The sequence below is a fragment of the Rhodocytophaga rosea genome, assembly GCF_010119975.1.
Classification (GTDB): Bacteria; Bacteroidota; Bacteroidia; order Cytophagales; family 172606-1; genus Rhodocytophaga; species Rhodocytophaga rosea.
Genome location: NZ_CP048222.1, coordinates 7,704,111 through 7,721,524, shown reverse-complemented (window position 1 = coordinate 7,721,524; position 17,414 = coordinate 7,704,111). Strand labels below are relative to the sequence as shown.

General features: G+C 37.6%; 12 protein-coding genes and 2 pseudogenes. 9 read left to right on the top strand and 5 right to left on the bottom strand.

Translation table 11 applies throughout. The features are described 5' to 3' along the window. Positions 1 to 539 precede the first annotated feature (539 nt). Together GXP67_RS31715 and GXP67_RS38430 are read right to left on the bottom strand one after the other, a co-directional pair. Positions 540 to 4,532 carry a hybrid sensor histidine kinase/response regulator transcription factor gene (locus tag GXP67_RS31715; protein ID WP_232064723.1) on the bottom strand — a complete coding sequence of 1,331 codons (3,993 nt, stop codon included), beginning with the start codon at positions 4,530 to 4,532 and terminating at the stop codon, positions 540 to 542. Between the two features lie 12 nt (positions 4,533 to 4,544). After that, a pseudogene (locus GXP67_RS38430) lies at positions 4,545 to 4,712 on the bottom strand (hypothetical protein); the annotation flags it as partial. Between the two features lie 202 nt (positions 4,713 to 4,914). On the opposite strand from GXP67_RS38430, the gene GXP67_RS31710 reads away from it, so the two are divergent. The 5 genes and pseudogenes from GXP67_RS31710 to GXP67_RS31690 all read left to right on the top strand — a co-directional run bounded on the left by GXP67_RS31710 (position 4,915) and on the right by GXP67_RS31690 (position 8,758). Further along, positions 4,915 to 5,127: a transposase gene (locus GXP67_RS31710; RefSeq protein ID WP_162446829.1), complete on the top strand. Its 213-nt coding sequence runs from the start codon at positions 4,915 to 4,917 to the stop codon at positions 5,125 to 5,127. Beyond that, a complete protein-coding gene (locus GXP67_RS31705; RefSeq protein ID WP_162446828.1) occupies positions 5,124 to 5,552 on the top strand; it encodes a transposase in 429 nt (142 codons plus the stop codon). Before GXP67_RS31710 ends, GXP67_RS31705 begins: the two co-directional genes overlap by 4 nt. A gap of 23 nt (positions 5,553 to 5,575) precedes the next feature. Next, positions 5,576 to 6,812, top strand: a pseudogene (locus tag GXP67_RS31700) (IS3 family transposase). Positions 6,813 to 7,406: 594 nt separating this feature from the next. Next, positions 7,407 to 8,393: a serine hydrolase domain-containing protein gene (locus GXP67_RS37605; RefSeq protein WP_162446827.1), complete on the top strand. Its 987-nt coding sequence runs from the start codon at positions 7,407 to 7,409 to the stop codon at positions 8,391 to 8,393. Further along, positions 8,354 to 8,758 (top strand): DUF3471 domain-containing protein, encoded by a 405-nt coding sequence (locus GXP67_RS31690; protein ID WP_317170086.1) that lies wholly within the window; start codon positions 8,354 to 8,356, stop codon positions 8,756 to 8,758. The genes GXP67_RS37605 and GXP67_RS31690 overlap by 40 nt, the downstream gene beginning before the upstream one ends. 469 nt (positions 8,759 to 9,227) lie before the next feature. On the opposite strand, the gene GXP67_RS31685 is transcribed toward GXP67_RS31690, so the two are convergent. From GXP67_RS31685 to GXP67_RS31675, 3 genes are read right to left on the bottom strand one after another with little or no spacing between them, the layout of a single operon-like run. Further along, positions 9,228 to 11,186 (bottom strand): PA14 domain-containing protein, encoded by a 1,959-nt coding sequence (locus tag GXP67_RS31685; RefSeq protein ID WP_162446825.1) that lies wholly within the window; start codon positions 11,184 to 11,186, stop codon positions 9,228 to 9,230. After that, positions 11,183 to 12,331, bottom strand: coding sequence for an ELWxxDGT repeat protein (locus tag GXP67_RS31680; RefSeq protein WP_162446824.1), 1,149 nt, complete (start codon positions 12,329 to 12,331; stop codon positions 11,183 to 11,185). Before GXP67_RS31680 ends, GXP67_RS31685 begins: the two co-directional genes overlap by 4 nt. A 27-nt stretch (positions 12,332 to 12,358) precedes the next feature. After that, positions 12,359 to 13,069: a hypothetical protein gene (locus GXP67_RS31675; protein WP_162446823.1), complete on the bottom strand. Its 711-nt coding sequence runs from the start codon at positions 13,067 to 13,069 to the stop codon at positions 12,359 to 12,361. 1,269 nt (positions 13,070 to 14,338) lie between these two features. Here GXP67_RS31675 and GXP67_RS31670 point away from each other — a divergent pair. The 4 genes from GXP67_RS31670 (at position 14,339) to GXP67_RS31655 (ending at position 17,394) form a co-directional block, all read left to right on the top strand. Further along, a complete protein-coding gene (locus GXP67_RS31670; protein WP_162443380.1) occupies positions 14,339 to 15,004 on the top strand; it encodes a hypothetical protein in 666 nt (221 codons plus the stop codon). Continuing rightward, the gene (locus GXP67_RS31665; protein WP_162447896.1) at positions 14,998 to 15,225 is read left to right on the top strand and encodes a helix-turn-helix domain-containing protein; all 228 of its coding nucleotides are present in this window, start codon (positions 14,998 to 15,000) and stop codon (positions 15,223 to 15,225) included. The genes GXP67_RS31670 and GXP67_RS31665 overlap by 7 nt, the downstream gene beginning before the upstream one ends. Positions 15,226 to 15,351: 126 nt before the next feature. Continuing rightward, positions 15,352 to 16,185 carry a luciferase domain-containing protein gene (locus GXP67_RS31660; protein WP_162443381.1) on the top strand — a complete coding sequence of 278 codons (834 nt, stop codon included), beginning with the start codon at positions 15,352 to 15,354 and terminating at the stop codon, positions 16,183 to 16,185. A gap of 159 nt (positions 16,186 to 16,344) precedes the next feature. Continuing rightward, positions 16,345 to 17,394: an RNA ligase family protein gene (locus GXP67_RS31655; protein ID WP_162446822.1), complete on the top strand. Its 1,050-nt coding sequence runs from the start codon at positions 16,345 to 16,347 to the stop codon at positions 17,392 to 17,394. Positions 17,395 to 17,414 lie beyond the last annotated feature (20 nt).

Sequence of the window (17,414 nt, the reverse complement as noted above, 5' to 3'; positions counted from 1 at the left end):
TAATAAATCAGATTTAAAGGCAAATGCTCGAAAGGTTTCTAAAACCAGAGAGGCGTCATAGTGAGTTGATGTTAAATCATAGTTTTGGATTTATGATTGAATAGTAAAAGCCAAAAGCTCTAAGACATATGGAAACGTCTTAACTTCTTAAGAAGAAGAATACAATCCTAACACACTTAACTAAGAAGATAAAAGCCTAACTAAACTATTGATTATTGCCGGTTGAATCGCTATATAAGCAGGATAGATGTTGGCAGGTTTTCTAATAAAGATGTGTTGTGAGTGTTAAGTTTTTTCCCAAAACTATGTTTATTGAAGTGATTTGATTTAATACTGATGTTGCAATCTTTAACACTAGTATATCATTGTTGGCTTTCTATCAATAAATTTTACAATATAATATTCAAAAAATTATATTTATTTTTGGTGGATATAAAAGTTAGTTAATTGTCATATCTATTAAGTGCAGCGTATGAATGATTTATACTTGCATATCATTTTCAATACAACAATCGAATAATAAGCAATTGAGAAGAGGTTTAAATATTGTCAGGAGTTGTATACTGTGATGGTGTAACTCCGTAAACTTGCCGAAAAGCTTTGGTGAAATAGGATAAGTTATTAAAGCCAACTTGATAGGCCACTTGTGATACTGTGTATTGTCCGGTCAATAACAATTGTGTTGCTTTTTGCAACCTGTAATTTCGGATAAATTCTCCCGGAGATTGATTAGTCAATGCCTTGATCTTGCGATATAATTGCAGATGACTGATATCCAGTTCCTTTTCTAACGTTTCTACTCTAAATTCCTCATCAGATATATTTATTTCAATTATAGAGACTATTTTCTGGAAAAATTGCTCCTCTATTGGATTCAAAGTTTTTTGGACAATCTCTTTATCTATATTTTCAACTGAAGTCGTATTGCTAATAGGAAGCAAATTATCTGTAACAGGTGCAGTATACGTAGTAGCGAAATATGTTTCTAACTTTATGCGCTGTAGCAGTAGATTTTCAATCTGTACTAAAATTTCCTCTTTGTGAAAAGGTTTTGTGATATAAATATCTGCGCCTGTTTTTATAGCCTGAATCTTATCTTTTAAGGTTGCTTTAGCTGTCAACATGATTATAGGAATATGACAGGTTAAAATATTATTTTTTATTCTGCTGCAAACCTCTTCTCCATCCATACCAGGCATCATCCAATCGCTAATAATTATATTAGGAATATATTTAGTTGCTTTTTGCAATCCTTCTTCCCCATTTGAAGCTTCAATAATATAATATTTTTCTTGCAGTATGCTCCGAACAAACACCCGAAGATCTAGATTGTCCTCAATGAATAATAGTACTGGGGTTTGATCAGTTAACTTTCCCAGTAATAAATCATCCTCCTCTATTGAAATTGATTTATCCTTAAGGATCACACTTAATCTTTTCTCATGAGCAAAATAGTTTCTATCAGGTTCAACAGCTCTTTTACTTATTTTAAGATTAGCTTGTAAGGGTAAGTTGACCTTGAAGCAGGAACCTTCTCCAAACCGGCTTACAACACTGATCGTGCCGCCAAGTAACTCTGTTAGTTCTTTAGTCAAGTAAAGTCCTATACCGCTCCCTTCATTAGAATTGGGCTGACTATTATTTACCTGATAAAATCGATCAAAAATTTTATTAATTTTATCAGGTTCTATTCCAATTCCTGAATCTTTCAATTCTATATCTATAAAACTTTCTGAATGGCTGGTAGCCGGAGTTACTATAACAGATAAATAAATTTCACCTGGAGAAGAAGTAAATTTAAATGCATTAGATAGGAGATTGGAAAGTATTATTTGCAGCTTATCATGGTCAAAGTAACATGGGAAACTATCTTTATTAGTTGTGTAGGTATATTTTAGTTTACAGCTCTCTGCTAAAGATGTAAAATTAGAAGCCTGTGCTTTAATAAAATAAATTATATCACCCAAACTGGCTTCTACCTTCAGGGTACTTGATTCCATTTTTGAAATATCAAGCAATTGATTGATAAGTTGTAGAAGTCTATTAGCATTTCTATGCATCGTATTTAATAATTCTGCTTCTTCTTTATATTTTGAATTTTGCAGAAATACAGATTCTAATGGACTGATAATGAGCGTAAGTGGCGTACGGAACTCATGTGAAATATTGGTAAAAAATTTGGATTTCAGCTGATCCATCTCCTGAAGTTTTTCTGATTCTAAGCTTTTGAACTTCAAGTCATTCTTCAATTTCTCTTGATGAATAATATATCTCCTTGCAAAATAAATGGTTGTAATAAAAAGAGTTGAATAAAGTATATATGCCCATGTAGTCTTCCATATAGGAGGAGTAATAATTACTTTAACAGAAGCTGGGTAATTACTCCAGATACCATCTACATTCGCTACTTTTACTTTAAAAGTATATTTACCTGGTGCAACATTTGAATAAGAAACAAATCTTCTGTTACCAGCTCTTATCCAATCTTTGTCTATATTTTCAAGTTGATATGCATAATTATTCTTCTCTGGCAGAACATAATGCAATGCTGCAAATTCAAATGAAAGATAGTTTTCATTATAAGGTAATGTGATCGTATTATCAGTGAAGCTTTTTTGTTGGTCAAATACTTTAAGATTATAGATGGTTGCGATAGGTGGATGGGAGTTAGGTTTGATGCTATCCGGATGGAAAATATTCATTCCATTATTACCTCCCACATATATCTCTCCACTTTTCCCCCTCCAGAAAGCACGATTAAATTCATTACTTTGTAATCCATCATCCAAGCCGTAATTACTTACTGATTTAGTTACAGGGTTATACTTAAATATGCCATTTCCATTGCTCGAAAGCCATAAATTTCCTTTACTATCTTCTACAATTCCATGGATGACAAGCGTATATAAATGTGATGGAAGAACATTAGATGAAAATGATGAGGTACTAGGATTGAACTTATATAAACCTCCTTCATTAAAACTCACCCATAGATTGCCTTTCTCATCTATAAATATATAATTTGCATGTTTTGGTACAAACGGCTTTGATTTAGCAGGAGTATATCTTGTAAAAACTCCTTTAGTAACATCAAGGCTAACAAGTCCTTGAGAATTTGTAGCAAGCCAAAGTTGTCCGCTATTATCTTGTGTGATTTGATTGATTCCAATTTGTGAATTGGAATCAAAATAACTTTTATAGGAAATAAATTTGTCTGTAGCACACTCAAACCTGGCTAACCCAAACTGGGTGCCAATCCATAACTTCCCCAATTTATCTTCATATATACATTTAATAAAATTGTGCGGCAGGCTATTGATACTCTTCACATCATGGGTATAAGTATTTAATGTATGTTTATTACTATCTAGTTTTTTTAATCCCCCACCACCTAATCCAATCCATAGATTTCCTGTTTTATCTTTTAAGATAGCATGTACCGTATTTTCACTAGGACTACTTGTGGAACCGGTAATATTGATATGACTAAAAGTACCTGTTTCTCTGTCAAGTTTATCTAAACCTTTTGGCGTTCCTACCCATATACTAGAATCAGGATCTTCATAAAGGGCATATACAAAATTATCTGCTATCACATTTTTTTTTCCAATATCATGTTGATACAAAAGAAATGGTTTAGTGTTAATATCATATTTACTTACTCCCCCGGCATAAGCTCCTACCCATAACACGTTGAAGCGGTCCTCATAAATGCATGTAACCGAATTATGAGCGATGGTATTAACATTATTTTTGTCATGTTTAAAATGAGTATATTTTCCACTCCTTATATCTAATCTGATCAGCCCTTCAATTTGAGTTCCTATCCATAGGAAACCAATAGAATCCAACCGAAGAGAAAGAATAAATTTGTTATTTATAATAGTATCACTAGTATGGGTGTATTCAAAATCAATAAAGGATAGAGTTACAGGATTAAATTTTTGTAAACCTGAACCAAGGGTTGCTAACCATAAATTACCTTCTTTGTCTTCACAAATTTTATGAATATCATTATTAAAATACAGATCGTCCTTAATATCAATCTGATTTCCAAACCGAGTAAAACTTCCAGAAAGAGAATCAAATCTACTCAGCCCCTTATTGGTACCAACCCATAGATTTCCTTTTTTATCTTGATAGATGGTATTTATTGAGTTATAAGCAAAATTATGGCCTAAGGAATTATGTTGATATAAAGTAAAACTATCAGTTGCTTTATTATATTTATTTAACCCTTTATAAGTTCCAATCCAAAGTACACCATTCCTATCCTCATACGCATAGTGTACATTATTATCGCTGATAGTTTTTCTTTCAGGATTGTGGGTGTATACACGAAAAGTTTGAGTTTTTTTATCAAACCTGTTTAATCCATTTTCTGTGGCAATCCATAAATCACCGTGCTTATCCTCACAAATGGAACGTATTACATTATTACTTATGGTATTGTTATCAAAAGGATTATGTTGAAATACGGTAAAGGAAAATCCATCATACCGGTTGAGTCCATCTTTTGTGCCAAACCACATAAATCCCTCCTTATCCTGTAGGATACACCTAATAGAACTGTTGGAAAGGCCATCTTTTGAATTAATGCGGTTGAATTTGAAAGCAGGAGTTTGACAAGAGGCGGAAAGAAAGCAACACAGAAATAAACAGAAGCAGATTATGGTAAATTTCACGAGACTTTTAAAACAATGAATATCCATTAAAATAATAGATAATTGTTAAAAAAATAATTACAATAAAATAAATAATTTTTTTTTCTACAATTAAGAGCATGTTTAAATATGGATAGGGAGTCACAAAAGAGCGGGTCAGGGCGTAAACTAAAGTTGACCAAAACTAAAAGTTTATGCAATAGGGTATAAAAGACTGACTGACCCGCAATGGGAAGTTATCAAAGAATTTTTGCCTATCCAACGTAAACGAAAATATGATTTGCGTGAAATAGTAAATGCCATTTTATGGTATTTACGCATCGGTAGTCAATGGAGAAACTTACCTGAGGGTTTTCCCAAATGGCAAAACCGCTCCGGCCTAAAGGCTGTGGTCGGTAAGTTTACTACTATTTTAGGAAATGGCACAAGGATGGCACTTTGGAAAGACTCAACTGGGGTATGAACCGATGGGAACGTAAAAGAATAGGAAAAGAAGAGACACCAAGTATGATCATTATTAATTCTCAGTCTATTAAAACCGCTCCTTTCATCTGCCAAGGCAAAGGTATGTACCCTAATGGAATGGTCAGCTCCTATGGCAACAAGAAAGTCAACGGCAGAAAACGACATCTAGTCACGGATACTTTAGGGTTAATCTGGTCAGTGGTGGTGCATGCAGCTCATCTCACTGATGGAGTCATGGCTGAGAAAGTAGTAGAACCTCTGCAAGGCTATCTACACCGGATGCAAAAGATTTTAGCTGATCGGGCTTATAAACAGTCTTTCACCGATTGGGTATATGAGAACATGTTAGGGGTAGAGTTAGAAATTTCTTCTCCTCCTCCTTCTCAGCAAGGGTTGATCTTGCTACATTTGGGTGGACATTAAGTTAAGAGAAAATACTTAACTTAATGAAAATGGGACAAAGAAGAAAATTCGACAAGGAGTTCAAACTAATGACTGTTGAACTTAGTAAGAGCAGAAAAAATTTAGTAGATCTGGCTAAAGAATTGGATATCAAAATTGGATTGATTTATCGCTGGCGCCGTGAGTTTTTAGACAAGAGGGAGGGAAGTTTTCCTGGCCATGGAAAACCAAAACAAACCCCTGAAGAAGCAGAAATAGCCCGTCTAAAGAAGGCATTAAAGGATGCAGAAATGGAAAGGGATATGGAGCCGATGCTCACAACGTAGGCAGGTCCAAAAAAGGCGGTCAGCATCTTTTCCAGGAACGATGGGAGATATTCCAATTCATAAAGGATAATCACACTGTATACCCATTGAGAAGATGTGCAAAGCCTTTCAAGTAAGTAAAAGTGGATATTATGGATGGATAAACAGTGAGCCATCTAAACGAGCTACAGAGAACCGGGAAATTCTTCAACAGATCAGAGTGATCCATAAGGAGAGTGGCCAGACCTATGGTAGCCCAAGAATCAGTAAAGCCTTGAAAGCGAATAACATTTCAGTTTCCAGACCCAGGGTTGCCCGCTTAATGAAGCAGGCTGAGCTTAGGGCAAAAAGAATTAAAAGGTATAAGGTCACTACGGATTCAAAGCATAGCTATCCGGTGAGTGAAAATCTACTGGATCGAAATTTTACAGCTAATGCAACAGGTCAGGCCTGGGTATCAGACATGGACCTGCAGACGATGTCAGCATCGGGTCCACTTATATCAGAACCATTACAGGTTGGCTATATCTTACGGTGGTACTGGATTTGGCAGACAGAAAGATTATTGGCTCTCGCCTTGAGTAAAACCATGAAGGCCAAAGAGACGACAATAGCAGCATTAAAAATGGCTATAAAAAACAGGCCCGTGATCCAACCTCTAATATTTCATTCAGACAGGGGTATACAGTATGCCTGTGATGAATTTAGGCAAGAATTAGGTACATATCCTCTTATTAAGCCAAGCATGAGTCGAAAAGGGAATTGTTGGGATAATGCTGTCGCAGAAAGCTTCTTTAAGACCCTGAAAGTGGAATGTGTATATGATTATAAGTTTGCCCATCAGCAGCAAGCGGCTACCACTGTTTTTGAATATATAGAAATCTGGTACAACAGGAAAAGACTGCATTCCTCTCTGGGATATAGAACACCAGCCCAGATGGAGCAACTTTTAAATCAATATGTGTTAGTTGCTTAATTTATTGTCCACAATTTTGTTGCAAGTCCAGGTTCGTTCCTATCAAATGGAGATGGATAGGAGAACGCACCTTCGGTACTTTGAATTTCTTTAGAAGGTTGGATAAAGATCATGAGAAAACCACAGATAGTTCCGAGGCTTGAATGCTTTGGCAGAATTGCCAATTGATTCTCAATCGTTTTACTTGATTTGCCTTATATAATTTCTAAACATGATCTAAGTTTCTAACAAAGAACTCAACCCCGTAGTATTTATTTACTGGCTTGACTTAATCTGACATTTCCTTAAAAGTATATAGATAGTTAAGAGCATTTGTAAAAACTAATGTTAAATTAATAGCTTACAAAAACATTGATTCAAGTTAAAGTATTGGGAAGGTATAAATAACCACTCTTTTTGAGTCGACCCTTAATTGAATAAAATAAAGTTGCATTAGAAAGTGGGGTATTCAGTTTGGAAATCAAGATCTTTACAAAATTATTAAATCTATTCTTCATCTACTTATTCTTACTTTTTGCTACCTTATCTCACGGCTTTATCAATCCTTTTTCCATTCGTTTAAGTACACCTTTACCTTTAATCCAGACGTTACCCATGCCAGGCTTTTTTTTCCTCCGAATCATAGTGATAGGTTTGCTTACCCTGATCATCAGCCCTTCTTTTGCGCAGGATCTTATTTCCAAAGTAGACGAGTATATGCAATCTCAGGTAAACGCAAATCAGTTTTCTGGTTCTATTCTTATGGCTCAACAAGGAAAAGTATTAGTAAGTAAAGGATATGGCATGGCAGATCAGGATAAGAAAATTACAAATACCTCTGCTACTATATTCCGCCTTGGATCAATTACCAAACAATTTACCGCTACAGCCATCATGCAGCTCCAGGAAAAGGGGAAACTAAATGTGCAGGATCCTATTTGTAACTATTTTGATAACTGCCCTCAAGCCTGGAAACCTATCATCATCCACCACCTGTTGACCCATACCTCTGGCATTGTGAATTATACAAAATTACCTCAGCACAAGCAGCTGATGAGTCAACCCATAAGTGTACCAAAATTAATTGACTTATTTATAAATCAACCACTCGAGTTTACGCCGGGTGAGAAATTCGATTACTCTAATTCAGGGTATATAGTATTAGGATATATTATTGAAAAAGTATCAGGCAACACCTATGAGGGGTATGTGCGAGAAAATCTGCTAAACAAAATAGCCATGAAGCACTCAGGCTATGAGCATGAAAGCAATGATGTACCCAACCGTGCCGTTGGATATACTACCAATGAAGGCAAGGTAGAAAAAGCCTTACCCATTCATATGTCCTATCCCTATGCTGCCGGGGCACTATATTCAACTGTTGAAGACCTGTATGAGTGGGACCAAGGGTTATACAGTGAAAAGATTCTATCTGCAAAGTCATTAGAAAGCATGTGGACCCCTATAAGCAGACTTATGGGTATGGGTGGATCATCAATGAGGCTTTTGGCAAAAAGCAATTTTTTCATGGCGGTGGCATCAATGGCTTTGCCACATCCATTATGCGTTTTCCTGAGGAAATGGCTCTCATTATTGTGTTGAGTAATCTGGAAACTACCAATGCATACAAAATTGGAAGTGATTTAACAGCCATACTGTTCAATCAAAAATATGAATTAGCCAAACTCCGCACGGTTGCTTCCATAGACACCAAGATATACGCTTCCTATGCAGGAGAGTATGAATTGGCACCAGGATTTACCATTACAGTTTCTCAGGAGAAGGAAAAACTCATGGCTCAGGCCACCGGGCAAGGTAAATTTGAAATTTACCCCGAAACAGAAACTAAATTCTTCTATAAGGTGGTAGATGCACAGATCAGCTTCATAAAAAATGACAAAAGTGAGGTATCACATCTTATTTTGTATCAAAATGGACAAGAGATAACAGTGAAAAGAATAAAGTAGGATGTCATACTTATTGCAGTTAATAATCTTGTTCAAAAATAGGGTAAATATGATCTTTGTATGGCTCCTGTTTTTCGAATAGAAGTCAAGAAGAAAGCTTAGTCCAATTAATTTTCTGTTGCTTTATCTGTGAGTTACCCGAAAGGGGAAGTTAAATCAACTTCCCCTTTCGCTTTACTAAACCAAAAATGGGCAAAAGGGAAAAGATATTGAACTTCATTTCTTCCCTCTCGTCCATATATGAGGTTTCATTATTGGGGAGGTTAATTTAACTACCCTTTCTGGTAACTTAAGAATATGAATGTTTTCTGCCATATGAGTGTCTGAAAAATAGGAGACTGACATAGGACTTTCTGTAGTTTTCAGAAACATTTAAGCCGTATTTGGATAAAGGCGCTCTTTTCACACCAAAGCCAGGAGAAGAGGATTTACTCCTGGCATTGATGAATAGAATAGATAAGCTACCATACTACTTTTTGACGACTCTCCATACTTGAGTGGAGCCATCCTCAGTAGATACTTTGATCACATACACCCCTGCTTTCAAATGAGCAAGGTCAAGCGTAGTTTCTGCACTCATTGCATGAGTGAAGCTTTGATAAACGGTTCTGCCTAAGTTATCTACCACACTGATGTAGAATTTGCCTATTTGCTCACTAGCAAGTGTAAGCTTGCTATCAAAAGGATTGGGATACAGATTTATCCTGGCAGGAAGGCTTTCTTCCACCCCTACTCTGGCGATAGTGGAAGAAGGAGAAGTAAAGAAAGGAGACAGATAAGAGCCTGCAATCACAGAGATAGTAGTTTGAGTAGGCAATTGCCACCCTACAGAGATATGATCATTACCAGTGTTTTCCTTGTGCAAGGCTTCAATGTAGTACTTTCTGCCGGCTACCAAAGCAATCGCTGCCGATTGTTGAGAGGCATATTTGTTCCACTGTCTCAGTGATGAAGGAGCCGTGAGCGAAGCAATCTTTGTTTTCTTTGAAGGGTCTTCATCTGTAGATAGCCACAATTCAGCTTTATCATCGCTTGCTATGTAGAAGTGGTAATTGCCACTCACCTGTGGATGGATATAGCCTCTGAAACGCTGTCCATAGTTATCTCCCTGATTAGTAGCCCGCTCAAAGATAGTGATCTGGTCGGTGGTAGTAGCAGCAGTGGTCAAAGGAATGTTGCTGATTTGATACCCAGTGACATTGGACCAGAATTCTCTTGATATTTTGCCTGTAGTGTGAATAACAAAAGGAGAAAGGGCACTTCCCGGAATCACCGTAATGGGTGCTGTAGCGGAAGATTGCCAGCCGACTGCCAGGTTATCCCTACCGGTAGCTTCTTTGTGCAAAGCTTCTATATAGTACTTTTTGCCCGCCACCAAAGAGATAGCTACTGATTTCTGCTCAGCATACTTGTTCCACACTTTCGCTCCTGTAAAGTAAGGCACGGAAGCAATCTTTGTTTTCTTGGAAGGATCTTCATCTGTGGAAAGCCACAACTCACATTTGTCATCCCCTGCAATATAAAAAATATAGCTAGAGGTAGTGGGCACACACACATAGCCTCTGATTCGCTCGCCATAGTTGTCACCTTGATTAGAAGGGGTTTCAAAAGAAGTAAGCTCTGAGGAAGAACTAGGTGAAGTAGTAACAGGAATGGCACTCACCGAACTGCCTGTTACATTGAGCCACTTTTCCTGCAAGATACTGCCTGTGGCTGAGCATATAATAGGGGATATTTCTGTAAAGGTTCTTACAATCCAATAATCAGTGCTGCCAGAGGAAGGACTTCTATTGGGCTCTGTTTTATCTCCTGATATACCTGAAGCAGAGTTGCCTGTTAACAAAAAGCCTTTATCTGTTGTTTGAATAACACTATATAATTCCTCCCGGCCAGTACCGCCGAAAATTTTATTCCATTGCTTGTTTCCTGCCTGATCTACCTTTATCAGCCAATAATCTGTGTCCCCTTTATTATCTTCTGTTTTATCCCCTCCAGTCTTGGAAGCAGAATATCCTCCTAGTATATATCCATCTGGCATGTTAATCAGTGAAGTTAACACATCTTCACCTTTTCCTCCATAGGTTTTGTCCCATTGTTTGTTGAGCGTATTATCCAATTTTATCACCCAGAAATCATCTGCGCCCAAAAAAGGGGCCGATTTATTGCCGCCAATCAAAGAGTTAGAATGGCCTCCCAATAAATAGCCACCATCGCTTGTTGCAATTACATCTGTTAACAGATCATACCCTTGACCGCTGGAAGAATTGTTAGCGCCACTAAAAGCTCTATCGGATTGTTTTAAACCATCTTTGTTGATCTTTACAATCCAATAGTCATCAAGCCCTCCGGAGGCTTGGGTTTTGTCTCCACCAATGCCCGATGAAGAAGTGCCTGCCAGCAAATACCCTCCATCACTTGTTTGAATCATCTTGGTAAGGTTATCCTGCCCTGGGCCCCAAAGGTTTTATCCCAGAGTTTACTACCATTGGCGCTTATCTTTATCACCCAGTAATCAGAAAAGCCCCTATTATATTCTGTTTTGTCATAAACGGCACCAGAGTCAGAATATCCTCCAATTAAAAAGCCACCATCCGCCGTTGCAATTACAGTTGTTGCCATATCAATCCAATTTCCCGCAAAGGTTTTATCCCAGAGTTTACTGCCATTAGCGCTTATCTTTATTACCCAGTAATTATAAAAAAAATCTTGGGTTGCCTGTGTCTTATCGCCTGAAATACCTGATCTGGAGTATCCAACCAATAAAAAGCCTCCGTCTGTAGTACCAATGGCACTGGTTAAAATATCGGCATCTGTGCCCCCAAAGGTTTTATCCCATAATTTGCTTCCATTGGCGCTTATTTTTACTATCCAATAATCATAATCACCTTTAGATGCAGCTGTCTTATCGGCACCAACCTTTGATGCCGAGGTGCCACATACTAAATATCCTCCATCTGAAGTATGGATTGTTATTCTCGCATCTTCTCGTGTATCTCCTAAACCTTGACCTATTCCTCCAAAGGTTTTATCCCATTGTTTACCAGGGGCAGCAGTAAGATCAGGCTTTACAACAATAGGAGTGAAATTGAAAGCAACGGTAGCGGCCGTAGTACCATTGGTTTTCCATAGTTTTGTCTCACTGTCATCGGTTGCAGTAAAATAGAGCGTGCCATTGATATTGACTAAATGTTGAGGATAACTGCTGCCACCTCCTGGGAAAATGTCTTTTAAAAGGAATGTACCGCCTGTAGTACCATCACTCCTCCAAAGCTCTGTGCCGTACGTATCATCGCCAGAGATAAAATAGAAAATATTCCCTGAAGCAACAGTTTCATTTTCTTGAGAATACACCCCTTCTTTAACAAGGATAGGTGTTGTGCCAGCATCATTAAGTTTATATAATCCAAGGCCTTCATTAGAAAAATATTGTCCAAGAAAATATATGCTGTTTCCTAATTTGGATAAACCACTGATTGGCCCCTGAAAAAGTTGTAGAGATTGATTAGGATCGCTGTTAAGCCCCTGTTTCCATAAGCCTGTAGCTTCATAATTTCTATCTTCAGAGATATCCATATACAAAGTTGATTCAGAAACTACAACCTAGTCAATATTTTCAGCAAATAAGCGGGCTACCGGTACTACAGTGGCTAATGCTATATCTTTTTTATATACGTTATATCCCTTTTTATCCGTTTCTTCATCCCATCTGCTTAAATAAATAGTACCATTTATAATCGTATGTAGTTTTACATGTTTATAAGGATCTTGATTGGGGAATAGCGTTGTAGTACCCGAAAGGCTGCCATCTGTTTTAAACACACCATATACAGCAGAGAAATACAACGTATTGCCCTCACTGATAAAGTCAGCATCCACCCGTAGTATGGTTCTGTCAAAATACAGTTCTACATCCTTTAGTTTGAATGCACCCGTGCTTGTGCCATCAGTACGCCACAATTCAAACTTTAGAAAATCATTATTAGCAGTAAAATATAGTAGGTTATCAGTAGCTTTCAGTACAATTTTAGCTCTTGAGATTCCATAGCCAAATATATCCTCCAGGGGTTGCCAGGGTACATTTAATACCTTCACTGTACCGGCCGGTGTGCCATCTGTTTTCCAGATCTCATAGCCTGTAGTGTAATTTTCGTTGGCTGAGAAATAGACACTCCCTTTGAACAGGGTTAGATTTTTAGCCTCAATGGCTTTGATCAATACGGTGCTTTCCGTGGTTCCATTACTTTTCCAAAGGCAAGGTTGCCCCTGCGCATTTTGAGCAGTAAAATAAAGGGTTCCATTGATATTGGTCAAATTGGCATAAGAACTAAATGGAATGGGTTGCCCCTGAGCTGAAAGGAATGAAAAGTTAATAACAAGCAGGAAGAATAAACTTATTAAGAATGTTGAAGATAGATAATGACTTATTATGTTTTTGAAGGTGGTTGTAAAATAAGCATAGCTTGATAAATGGGCTTTTAGGGGCCACAAAGAAAATAAAACTTGGTTCATAAAAAGGTGTTGTAGAAGGTTGAACTTTAAAATACTGTTACTGAAAGGGTTAAAAAAAAGTGTACAGATGGGTTGAAAACTTACATAAACAGAGAGGCGATTCTGCTAAACAATATATAAAATAAAAGTTACATTATTTTACCTGAGGCAATATTTTAATTATATTTCAATAGGCGAAAGTTACCTATTAAGAGCAAAAAGTTACATGTATATAAGTTTATCTATTAGCTTAAGCAAGTTTAAATGTGTTATCTCAAAGCTATTAAAAGGGCATTTATTTTCCTTAACACAGGTATATCAATCTTTAACACTACAGTATCACTTGCTTAAAATCTAAATGAAATAAAATGAAAAGGGTAGTACTGGTAATCACACCCAAGGAACTTACAAAATTTAGTTTATTTCCACCAGTACATTTTTGAGTAAGGCCTTATTCTGATTGGCATTTACTAGACACTATAAGCTAAAATATATTTTTATTGCCCCATTATAATAGATACCTATAATTGACTCCTATAATGTAGCATCTATAGAAAAGTCACAGCTAGAAGAGAAATTATTTTTTATTGCTTTTAACAGTGGGATTGTAGCTGAATAGTAAAATGAAAAATAGAGGAAGTAATACCAATTCCCCCTTTGTGTTAACTCCTTAACTTGAGCCAGTCCCACTTTATGTTTACATATATGGACTTCTAAATAAATTTAGCGAACGTATTAACTGACTTTACCTATACTCATTTTTACAGTTAAATAGTAGAAAAACTTCACCCATCTTGCCTGTTGTTGATTCCTTTTTTTATCAATCTAAGTTTGCAATGGAATTGTACTACGGCTAATGATTTCTCTCAACGGTTGGGGTATAAATCTAATAACTTGATTTAAAATTGATTTATTTATATTACATATGAGGATAGAAGTCAAGATCTATTTTTCAAATAAGGTCTACGATAAACAGCCACCCCAAACTTGATAGACAACTCTTGCTAGTGTATCTTGGTTGAGAAAAATATTTGTGACTGATCCTAGTGTCTGTTCCTGTGTTGTGCTAGTGCAAATTTTTAGGCAAAGTTTATGTCACACATCCCTCTTCTGAGCATCAGCGACTTTTTTCAGGCTTATCGCCTTGGCCAGCCGCTACATCCTGAAATTATGTGTATGCGCCTAGAGGACCAACCTGACACCAAACTGATGGCAATGCCTTTGTACCGATCTGATTTTTTTCGCGTGATTCAATTCACTGACGCTGTATTAACCTATACCACTCATGAGAAAAGAGTTTCGGTAGAAGGGTCTTGTTTGAGTTTTAGTTATCCGGGAAAACTGGAGTCCTGGGAGCGCGAAGGTCGCTTGTATGGGACAGTCATCTATTTTTCGCAAGCATTTGCCCACTTGGATACTACCCATTCAGGTTTTAACCAAGATTATCCTTATTTTACTTTTGAAGGAGATCTTATTCTAAATTTAGATCAAAGGGAGGCTTGGCAACTCAGAGGGCAAGCCCAAGAAATGATTAAAGAAATGTATTCGGATCTCTCTGATAAGCTTAGCATGATTGAAAAGCTACTAGCCCTGTACCTGCATACCATTCGGCGGCTGTATGTGCAGAAAATGGGTGCCCAACCTTCTGAGAGCAAATCAAACCAAGCCTGGTTTAACCGCTTCCGGAAAGCTACTGAAGACTATTTTGGACAACTAGCCCAAGGAGAGCAAAGGGTAATCCTTCTGTCTCCATCTTAGCCCAATCTTTAGGAATAAGCCCAAATTACCTTAATGAAATTATCAAAAGCCTTACCGGACAACCCGCTTCTGCCCATTTACAGCGTAAAATGATACTTGAGATAAAAAGTTATCTGTTGCATACCAATGATCAAGTAGCCGAGATTGCTTACCGGCTAGGCTTTGAGAATATACCTTATTTCAACCGCTTTTTTAAAAACATACAGGACTTACACCAGTAGAGTTTCGCAGGCATATTAGCTGATAACTGCCTGTAAACCCGTAAAAAGCATAAGCATTCCCCTGAAAAGTATTACCGTAGATAGCAGTGGTAGTCATATCTTTGATATTCTAAAAAAACAAGAACTATGAAACTGCTAAGCCCTACCTTCCTTATTTCCCTTACTTTATTTGCGCTGCCCTATTCAACACTACAGGCACAAAAGACTAACTCAAAAGGCAAACTAGCAAATACAGAGCAAAAAGGAGTTGATCTTTCCTATATCCAATCACAACTCACAGAGGAGGAATACAAGGAATTTCAAAACTGGGTGGCTTTAGGTGTAGGTGGCTTGCCACACACTGTGGAGGGCTTCCGTACCTTGCAAAACCTGAATAAGAAACTCAGAGATCCACTGGATATATCCCACCTTACCTCCAAGATGGGTAAGTCTGGGGATGTACAGACGCTTAAGAATCTACCCAAGCGCAATGGCAAGAGACCGACAATTGCTCCATTTGCCATCCCACACCGGCAGATGGATCAGCATAACAGCGATTTGATTCGGCAGAAGCAAAAAACTGTTTTCGAGCAAATAGTAGGTCAAAACAAAGGGGTGGTTCATTTCCAGAAGAGCTACTTTGAAAAGCATAATGAAGCTGTTTTTTTAAATGATAGCACAAAGAGCAATCAGAGTGTAGTGCTCACTACCCATGGCGAAGTGGGACATATGCACCCAAGTGATGGGTCGATGCATTTCTCCTTGAGTCCCTCTGATACCAAGGAGGTGTTGGCACAAGGTTGGGGGGAATTGCATGGGCTAGCCGGGCAGGTATATAAAGAGAATGCAGCCTTGCCTGCTACCTACCTGATGGTGTATTCGCCAAGGACAGAAGGGGAATTAGCGGTGGTCAAACAGATTTTACAGGCAGCTATCCACTATTCTTCCCTTCAGGAAAAAAGGCCCACTAATGCTAAATAGAATGAACTCTATGATAAGCCATATATAGAATAAAGGTTACTACTGTTTCAAAAAACGGGTAGAATTTGTAACTTCTCTATAAGTTTTATTATGCATCTAGGTGTTATCTTAAAACAACTCTTACCTTAGTGTTGCCTTTTTCGAGGGAAATCAAAAAAAATGCGCGAATTTTCTGAATACGAAAAAATGCCCAACAGTTTAAAAAAGCTGGAGCTGGATGAGATCGATTTTGCCCGCTTGGAAAAGCTGCTTTGGGTAGTGACTGAAAAAGTGCATGGGGCAAACTTCAGTTTCGTTTATGAGCAAGGAAAGCTGACTTATGCAAAAAGAAAAGCACCTTTATCCTGGCAGGATGACTTCTTTGGCTTCCAATCTGTGGTGAGCCGGATTGAAGACCAAGTCCTTTCCCTATTTGAAGAGGTCAGTACTACCATAAAAGGCAACCGATACATTCTCTATGGTGAGCTTTTCGGAGGAAAATATCCTCATCCTGATGTAATACCCGACCCAAACGTTGAGGCTATTCAAACAGGTGTATATTATGCCCCCTTCATCGAATTTTGTGCTTTCGATCTTGCTATTGAAACAACCGGTGCGGATTCTAAATACTACCTGGATTACAAAACAACTCTTTCCTTTCTGGAGAAACATAAAATATTTCATGCCAAAGCCCTATTTATTGGAAAATTCGGGGAAGCTTTCAATTTTAATACAAGGATGAATTCCACCATTCCCAGGGCGTTGCACCTGCCTGAGTTGAAAGACAATTTGATTGAAGGAGTGGTCATCAAGCCCTTCGGGCTATTAGGGAACCACAGCATTTCACCAAGGCCTATTGTAAAAATAAAAAATGCTGAATTTGAGGAAGAAAACAAATATCACCAGGCACAGAAGTGGACTTACCTCCCCAACGTGGCCTCGAAAGCCGAAGAGTTATCTTTTCTAGTAGAGGAATTACGAAATTATGTAACGTCCAATCGCTTGCACAGCGCTATTTCCAAAATCGGTCCTATGGAGCTAAGCAATCACAAAAGGATGGCGGAGATTCGAACTGAGTTTTTGAAAGATACGCTGAGTGATTTCAATGAAAACAACCATTACTTGTTGGATGACTTATCTGTTGAACAACAAAATTGGATAAAGGAAAGAATCAAATACGAAATCAACCAAGTCATCCATACCTTCAACCATACCAAAGGTCTTCTATAGATATAGATTAAAAAAAAATT

Excerpts from the sequence above, each read along its gene's own strand:
- GXP67_RS31715 (WP_232064723.1), bottom strand. The coding sequence starts at position 4,532 with ATGTGGTTTGGCACAAAAGATGGACTCAACCGGTATGATGGATTTTCC.
- GXP67_RS31655 (WP_162446822.1), top strand. The coding sequence starts at position 16,345 with ATGCGCGAATTTTCTGAATACGAAAAAATGCCCAACAGTTTAAAAAAG.
- GXP67_RS31685 (WP_162446825.1), bottom strand. The coding sequence starts at position 11,186 with ATGATTCAAACAAGTGATGGAGGGTATTTGCTGGCAGGCACTTCTTCA.
- GXP67_RS31680 (WP_162446824.1), bottom strand. The coding sequence starts at position 12,331 with ATGGATATCTCTGAAGATAGAAATTATGAAGCTACAGGCTTATGGAAA.
- GXP67_RS37605 (WP_162446827.1), top strand. The coding sequence starts at position 7,407 with ATGCCAGGCTTTTTTTTCCTCCGAATCATAGTGATAGGTTTGCTTACC.
- GXP67_RS31690 (WP_317170086.1), top strand. The coding sequence starts at position 8,354 with ATGCGTTTTCCTGAGGAAATGGCTCTCATTATTGTGTTGAGTAATCTG.
- GXP67_RS31705 (WP_162446828.1), top strand. The coding sequence starts at position 5,124 with ATGAACCGATGGGAACGTAAAAGAATAGGAAAAGAAGAGACACCAAGT.
- GXP67_RS31670 (WP_162443380.1), top strand. The coding sequence starts at position 14,339 with ATGTCACACATCCCTCTTCTGAGCATCAGCGACTTTTTTCAGGCTTAT.
- GXP67_RS31660 (WP_162443381.1), top strand. The coding sequence starts at position 15,352 with ATGAAACTGCTAAGCCCTACCTTCCTTATTTCCCTTACTTTATTTGCG.